A 7,658-nucleotide genomic window follows, 5' to 3' on the forward strand; every position below is an offset into this window, starting at 1 on the left:
GTTTAGCCTCGCCCGACGCGCCGTCCCAACACATGACCGTCGGGCGCAGCGGGTGCGGCGCGACCGCCCGGCGGTCACGGCGACGGCGCACCGGAGCCGCCGGGCCCGACCGGGATCGGTTCGGTGGCGGCGGCCGATCGGGACACCGGCGGGCGCGGCGGACGGTTGTACACCACCAGCGGCCACCAGAACCACCGGCCCAGCAGCGCCGCGATCGACGGCATCATGAACGCACGCACGATGAACGTGTCGAACAGCAGGCCCAGCCCGATCGTCGTCCCGACCTGCGCCATCACCCGCAGATCGCTGACCACCATCGACCCCATCGTCGCCGCGAACACCACGCCCGCGACGGTGACCACACTGCCGGTGCCGCCCATCGACCGGATGATCCCGGTCTTCAACCCGGCCGGGATCTCCTCCTTGAACCGCGACGCCAACAGCAGGTTGTAGTCCGAACCGACGGCCAGCAGCGCGATGATCGACATCGCCAGCACCATCCAGTGCAGCTCGATCCCCACGACGTACTGCCAGACCAGAACCGACAACCCGAACGAGGCGCCCAGCGACAACGTCACCGTCCCGACGATGACCAGCGCCGCGATGAGGCTGCGGGTGACCGCGAGCATGATCAGGAAGACCAGGCAGATCGCCGAGATGAGCGCGATCAGCAGGTCGTAGCGGGAACCGTCGGACATGTCCTTGAACGTGGCCGCGGTGCCGCCCAGCGAGATCTTGGCGTCCTCCAGCGGTGTGCCCTTGAGCGCCTCGATCGCCGCGATCTTGATCGGTTCCACCCGGGAGATGCCCGCCTCGGTGGCGGGGTTGTCGCGGTGGGAGATGATCATCCGCACGGTCTTGCCGTCCGGGGAGATGAACGCGTCCATCACCCGCTTGAAGTCGGGGTTCTCGAACACCTCCGGCGGCAGGTAGAACGAGTCGTCGTTCTTCGCCGCGTCGAACGCCTTGCCCATCTCGGTGGAGTTCTGGGTCAGCTCGTCCATCTGGTCGTAGAACCCGGCCATGGTGGAGTACGTCGTCAGCAGCATGTGCTGCATGTTCTCCATGGTCGCGATCATCGGCGGGAACGACTCGAGCATCTGCGGCATCAGCACCGCCATCTGGTCCATGTTGCCGATCGACGCGTCGAACGTGTCGGTCATCGCGCTGACGCCGTCCAGGGCGTCGAACATCGACCGGAACGCCCAGCAGATGGGGATGTTGTAGCAGTGCGGTTCCCAGTAGAAGTAGTTGCGGATGGGCCGGAAGAAATCGTCGAAATCCGCCATCGCGTCACGCAACTGGTGGACGGTCTCCTGCATGCCTTTCATGTCGGCGATCATGTCGGTGCTGACGCCGGTGAACTGGGTCATCAACCGGTACAACCGCTTCATCGTCTGCACCGTCTCCGCGAGCTCCTCGGCCTGGGTGCGCATGTCGGTGATGCGGTCCTTCATGAGCTTCATGTTCTGCTGCTGACCGACCCCCTGCATGCTGATCAGGAACGGGATCGAGGTGTGGGCGATCGGCATGCCGTCGGGGCGGGTGACGGACTGCACCCGGGCGACGCCCTCCACCGCGAACACCCGTTTGGCCAGCCGGTCCAGCACCAGGAAATCGGCGGAGTTGCGCAGATCGCGGTCGGTCTGGACCAGCAGCACCTCCGGACTCATCCGCGACATCGAGAAGTGCTCGGTGGCCGCGCGCAGGCCGACGTTGGCGGGGATGTCGCCGGGAACGTAGCGGGTGTCGTCATAACTGGTCTGATAGCCCGGCAGGGCGGCCAGACCGATCAGCGCCAGCGTCAGCGACGCCACCATGATCGGACCGGGCCAGCGCACCACCATGGTCCCGATCCGCCGCCAGGTGCGGATCCGCATGGCGCGTCTGGGTTCGAGCAGCCCGAAGCGGCTCGCGACGGCGACCACCGCCGGGCCCATCGTCAGGGCGACCGCCACCCCCGCGGCGACGCCGACGGCGCACGGCACCCCCATGCTCTGGAAGTACGGCATCCGGGTGAAGCTCAGGCACAGCATCGCGCCGGCGATGGTCAGGCCGGATCCGAGCACCACGTGCGCGGTGCCCCGGAACATCTCGTAGTAGGCGCTCTCCGGGTCGGCGCCGGCCACCCGGGCTTCCTGATACCGGCCGACCATGAAGATCGCGTAGTCGGTGCCGGCGGCGACGGCCAGCGCGACCAGCAGGTTCACCGCGAACGTCGACAGTCCGATGATCTGGAAGTGGCCGAGTGCGGCGACGATGCCCCGCGCGATCGACAGCTGAACGATGACCATCGCGATCAGCAGCACGACGGTCGGGATCGACCGGTAGAAGAACAGCAGCACGACGGTGATCACCGTGAAGGTGACCAGCAGGATGATGGCCATGCTGCGCTCGCCGGCGATGTTCATGTCGGCGGTCAGCGCGGCGGGGCCGGTGACGTGGACCTCCACCCCCGGCGGCGGCGACGACGCGTCGACGATCGCGCGGACGGCCGCCACCGACTCGTTGGATTTGGTCTCGCCCATGTTCCCGGCGAGGTTCAGCTGCACGTAGACGGCCCGGCCGTCCGAGCTCTCGGCGCTGGCCTCGGTCAGCGGGTCGCCCCACATGTCCTGGACGTTGCGGACGTGGTCGGTGTCGGCCTCGAGCCGGTCGACCAGGTCGGTGTAGTAGGCGTAGGCGTCGTCGCCGAGCGGATGATCGCTCTTGAGGACGATCATCACCATCGAGTCGGAGTCCGACTCCTCGAACAGCCGACCCATATCGGCCATGGCCTGCATCGACGGTGCGTTGCTCGGGCTCATCGACACCGCGTTCTGGGCGGCGACGACCTCGAGCTGCGGGGCGACGCTGTTGAGCGCGACCATCACCAGCAGCCAGCCCAGGATGATCGGGAGGGCCAGGCGGCGGATCCAGCGCGCCACCGCGGTGGGCTCGCGGAGCGGCTTGCGGGTCACGGTCGGCTGGCCGAAGGGACGGGTCATGCGGACTTCGTGAAGCAGTAGACGTAGGCCGAGACGCGCTGCGTGGTCCGTTCGTCCTTCACCACGCCGTCCGAGACGATGCGGCAGCCGATGAAATCGCTGTCACCCTGGGCCAGAACGTTGCCCGCCATCGCCGGGGAGTTGGTGACGATCTCGATCGACCAGGGCAGCGTGGCGCCGTTGACCTGGTGCGGATCTCCCTCGGCGTCGATGTAGTTGATGTCGGCCACCGTGCCCGGGGCGCCGAAGATCTCGTAGCGCACCCGTTTGGGGTTTGCCTTGTCGGTGTCCACAGACGTACTCCCCGCGTAGGTCGGTAGCTGTTCAGAGCCGAAGATGCCGCGTATGCGCCACACCGCGAATCCGCCGATGGCGACCACGACCACCATGACGAGCGGAATCCATGCTCGGGCCAGACGGGTGAGAATCGCCGAATCCTTCGCCTTCGAGGTCCACAATCGTTCACATACGATCCGAAAGGGAAGGCTAACCTACGAAATCACCGGGGAGGCAAGTACCCCTGGCGATACCCCTGGGAGTTTCACCGCCAGCGCGGGGTGAGCACACCGATCGCGCCGAGGGCCACCGCGGCCGCCGTCGAGGTGCGCAGCACGGTGGGCCCCAACCGCACCGCCCGGGCCCCGGCCTCCTGCAGCTCGGCGATCTCGTCGTCGGTGATGCCGCCTTCCGGCCCGACGATCAGCGTCACCGCCTCGACCGGCTGCCACCCGACCGCGGTGAGCGGTACCGCCGCCGCCTCGTGCAGCACCAGCGCCACCGCCCCGCCCGCCACGTCGTCGGCCACCCGGGCGGTCAACTCGGCGGTGCTCACCACCCCGCCCACGGCCGGGATGTGGGCTCGGCGGGACTGCCGGGCCGCCGACCGGATCACCGCGCGCCAGCGCCGCAACCCCTTGTCCACCTTCTGGGGGCCGTCCCAGCGGGCGACGCACCGCGCGGCCTGCCAGGCCAGAAACGCGTCGGCGCCGGCCTCGGTCGCGGTCTCCACCGCGAGTTCCGCGCGATCGGACTTGGGCAGCGCCTGGACCACGGTGACGGTCGGGGTGGGCAGGTCGACGGTCCGCCGGTCCAGCACCCGGGCCGCCAGCCTGCCCCGGACCGCCTCCTCGACCACACAGTGCGCGATCACCCCGGCGCCGTCGCCGAGGTCGATCTCCTCGCCCACCCGGATGCGCCGCACGTTGGCGGCGTGATGGCCTTCGTCGCCGTCGACGACGGCGGTGTCACCGACCGCGGGCACGGTGTCGATGTAGAACAGGGCGCGGCTCACCGCCGGTCACCCCGCGCCGAGAGACGTCATGGCCCGAGAGGTCATGGCCGCCGGTCAGCGGCCGGTGAAGGTTTCCCGCAGCCGGCTGAACAGGCCGCCGCCGCTGGACGACGACTCGCCGCTGAGCCGGGAACGAACCTCCGCGACGTCACGGCTGCGGTTGCTCTTGACCTTGCGCAGCAACTCGGCGTCGTCGGGGTCGAGTCGGGTGGGGACCACCACCTCGATGTGGGCGTGCAGGTCGCCCCGCACCCCGGAGCGCAGATGCGGCATGCCGTGGCCGCGCAGCGTGATCACCGCGCCCGGCTGGGTGCCGGGCGGGATGGTCAGCTCGATCGGGCCGTCCAGAATCGCGTCGACCACCACGGTGGTGCCCAGCGCGGCGTCGACCATCGGCACCGACACGGTGCAGTGCAGGTCGTCGCCGTCGCGGACGAACACCGGATGCGGTTTCTCGTGCACCTCGACGTAGAGGTCGCCGGCCGGCCCGCCGCCGGGACCTACCTCGCCCTGGGCGGCCAACCGCACCCGCATCCCGTCGCCGACACCGGCCGGGATCTTGACGCTGATCTCCCGGCGGGCGCGCACCCGCCCGTCCCCGCCGCAGCGGTGGCACGGATCGGGGATGACCTCGCCGACCCCGCCGCACACCGGACACGGCCGCGAGGTCATCACCTGGCCGAGCAGCGAACGCTGCACGGTCTGGATCTCGCCGCGACCACCGCAGGTGTCGCAGGTGACCGGGGTGGAGTTGCCGTGGGTGCCCTTGCCGTGGCACAGGTCGCAGAGCACCGCGGTGTCGACGGTGACCCGTTTGGTCACCCCGGTCGCGCACTCCTCGAGGTCCAGCTGCAGCCGCAGCAGCGAGTCCGAGCCCGGCCGCACCCGGCCGATCGGGCCGCGGCTGGCGGTTCCGCCGCCGAAGAAGGCCTCGAACACGTCCCCGAGACCGCCGAACCCGGCGAACCCGTTGCCGGCGCCGGCCGCGCCCGGCGACTCCAGCGGGTCACCGCCCATGTCGACGATGCGGCGCTTCTCCGGGTCGCTCAGGACCTCGTAGGCGACGCTGATCTCCTTGAACCGAGCCTGCGCCTCCTCGTCGGGGTTGACGTCGGGATGCAGTTCCCGGGCCAACCGCCGGTAGGCGCGTTTGATCTCGGTATCGCTCGCGCCCTTGCTCACCCCGAGCAGGCCGTAGTAATCGCGTGCCACGCTTGACCTTCCTGTGCCGCTGCCGGCGGCGCTGTCTGAGCTTTACCGGTTACCGAGGACTTCGCCTATATAGAGAGCAACTGCGGCGACGTTGGCCATGGTTCCCGGATAGTCCATTCGAGTGGGACCCACCACACCCATACCGCCGTACACCTTGCCCGCGCTGCCGTAGGCGGTGGTGACCACCGAGGCGCTGGCCATCTCCTCGGCCTCGGTCTCATGCCCGATACGCACCGTCACCTTGCCGGCCTGCTGCTGCTTGTCGAGCAACTTGAGCACCACCACCTGTTCCTCGAGTGCCTCGAGGACCGACCGTAGCGAACCACCGAAGTCGGCGGTGTTGCGGGTGAGGTTCGCGGTGCCGCCCAGCAGCAGCCGCTCCTCGTGGTGCTCGACCAGCGTCTCCACCAGCACGGTGGACGCCCGGCCCACCGCATCGGAGAACCGGCCCTGACCGCCGAGCTGCGCGACCAGGTCCGACACCGCAGCCGAGGCTGCCGCCAGCGGTTTGCCCTCCAGTGCGCCGCCGAGCACCTCCCGCAGCCGGGACAGATCATGCTCGTCGATCGGGTCGCCGAGTTCGACGATGCGCTGATCGACGCGGCCCGTGTCGGTGATGACCACCAGCAGCAGCCGCGCCGGCGTGAGCGCCACCACCTCCAGGTGGCGCACCGATGAGGTGGACAGGGTCGGGTACTGGACGATCGCGACCTGCCGGGTCAGCTGTGCCAGCAGTTTGACCGCGCGCCGCAGAACGTCGTCGAGGTCGACACCGGACTCGAGGAACTTCTGGATCGCGCTCCGCTCGGAGGCGGACAGCGGTTTGATCTCATCGAGCCGGTCGACGAATTCGCGGTAGCCCTTCTCGGTGGGGATCCGCCCCGAACTGGTGTGCGGCTGGGTGATGTACCCCTCGGCCTCCAACACCGCCATGTCGTTGCGCACCGTTGCGCTGGACACCCCGAGATTGTGGCGCTCGACCAGTGTCTTGGAGCCGATCGGCTCCTTGGTGCGGACGAAGTCGGCGACGATGGCCCGCAGCACCTCGAACCGGCGTTCTTCGGCACTACTACCCATGTGATCACCTACCCCTTCCCTAGTTGGCCTCCATTTTACGGCCATAAACAGCGCCAACAGGGGTTGCGGCGGGTGGAGCGGAACCGGGGGCCGGCCCCCCAGGGGGGGTCCCAGGGCGGCACCGGGCGGCACTGGGGGCACTGGGGGCGGGATCGAGTGTTCGATACCGGTGGCGAGTGGGCGGTCACGGAGTCGCCGGTGCATCCGCGGAATCGACCGTGCACCCGCGGAGTCGACCGTGCGCAGGGCGCGGCGGATCGGCTGATATCCCGCAGCACACGCACAACCAACACCACCTCCGCACGCTCACCGCAGGGAGCGCACGCTCACCGCAGCGGGCGCACGCTCGCCGCGGTCACCGCCCAGCCGACAGCCGGGCGTCGACCGGTTCGGCGAGCATGATCGGCGTCTGGGCCATGAAGCGCGGGACCCCGCCGCGGTGTTCGTCGGCGGCGTGGACGGTCAGCGGGTGCAGCAGGTACATGTCGCCCGGCGCCCCGGTCGCCACACTCACCGGGCAGTCGGCCGTGGCCGGTTCGAGCAGCCGGCAGGCCGTCCCGTGGTCGATCGGTTCGCCGGGGAGGGTGGCGGCGGCGATGCGGTGGGAACCGACGCGGATCCGGGTCGGCGCGTCGTCGGGCCCGACATCGGACAGCAGGGTCAGCAACAGCAGGGTGCACGGCCTGCCGGTGACAGCCCACCCGCCCTCGGGCAGCTCGACGTTCAGATCGATGTGCCAGCCCCGGTCGTCGGCGGGCGGCGACACCGGGAACCGGACCGGGATGTTGCCGAGCGAGCCGCGCGGTGTCCAGCCGCCGCGCCCGCACAGCGTGTCGAGCACGGTGGCCAGCCGGGGACTGCGGACCAGTGTGCCGAAGGGCCCGGCCCCGGTGTGGTCGGCGGCCCAGCGGACCGGGCTCGTCCATCCGCTCGGGTCGTCGGGTGAGAGCCCGAGTTGCTCCCAGAGCAGGGCGCGGGCGGCGTCCGCGACGGGCCTCGCCACCGCCTGTTCGATCTTGACGAACCCGGCCCGGCTGAATTCCTGGATGACGATCTCGTGCCGCACCCTGCCAGCATGCGCGACCACCGTC

Annotated in this window: 6 protein-coding genes; all 6 read right to left on the reverse strand. The window is 69.6% G+C overall.

Annotated elements, in window-relative coordinates:
* Positions 1-74: 74 nt before the first annotated feature.
* The 6 genes from CKW28_RS13885 to CKW28_RS13910 all read right to left on the reverse strand — a co-directional run bounded on the left by CKW28_RS13885 (position 75) and on the right by CKW28_RS13910 (position 7,621).
* Positions 75-2,987, reverse strand: a complete 2,913-nt coding sequence (locus tag CKW28_RS13885; protein WP_003926852.1) for an MMPL/RND family transporter — start codon at positions 2,985-2,987, stop codon at positions 75-77.
* Entirely contained in the window at positions 2,984-3,376 is a 393-nt protein-coding gene (locus CKW28_RS13890; RefSeq protein WP_040547809.1) for an MmpS family transport accessory protein, read from the reverse strand. The genes CKW28_RS13885 and CKW28_RS13890 overlap by 4 nt, the downstream gene beginning before the upstream one ends.
* 152 nt (positions 3,377-3,528) lie before the next feature.
* Positions 3,529-4,278 (reverse strand): 16S rRNA (uracil(1498)-N(3))-methyltransferase, encoded by a 750-nt coding sequence (locus CKW28_RS13895; RefSeq protein ID WP_003926854.1) that lies wholly within the window; start codon positions 4,276-4,278, stop codon positions 3,529-3,531.
* A gap of 54 nt (positions 4,279-4,332) precedes the next feature.
* Positions 4,333-5,490: a molecular chaperone DnaJ gene (dnaJ, locus tag CKW28_RS13900; protein ID WP_003926855.1), complete on the reverse strand. Its 1,158-nt coding sequence runs from the start codon at positions 5,488-5,490 to the stop codon at positions 4,333-4,335.
* A gap of 42 nt (positions 5,491-5,532) precedes the next feature.
* Complete coding sequence (gene hrcA / locus CKW28_RS13905) at positions 5,533-6,567, reverse strand: heat-inducible transcriptional repressor HrcA (RefSeq protein WP_003926856.1); 1,035 nt, start codon at positions 6,565-6,567, stop codon at positions 5,533-5,535.
* Between the two features lie 355 nt (positions 6,568-6,922).
* Positions 6,923-7,621 carry a phytanoyl-CoA dioxygenase family protein gene (locus CKW28_RS13910; RefSeq protein ID WP_040547811.1) on the reverse strand — a complete coding sequence of 233 codons (699 nt, stop codon included), beginning with the start codon at positions 7,619-7,621 and terminating at the stop codon, positions 6,923-6,925.
* Positions 7,622-7,658: the final 37 nt, after the last annotated feature.

The organism is Mycolicibacterium thermoresistibile (assembly GCF_900187065.1).
GTDB lineage: Bacteria > Actinomycetota > Actinomycetes > Mycobacteriales > Mycobacteriaceae > Mycobacterium > Mycobacterium thermoresistibile.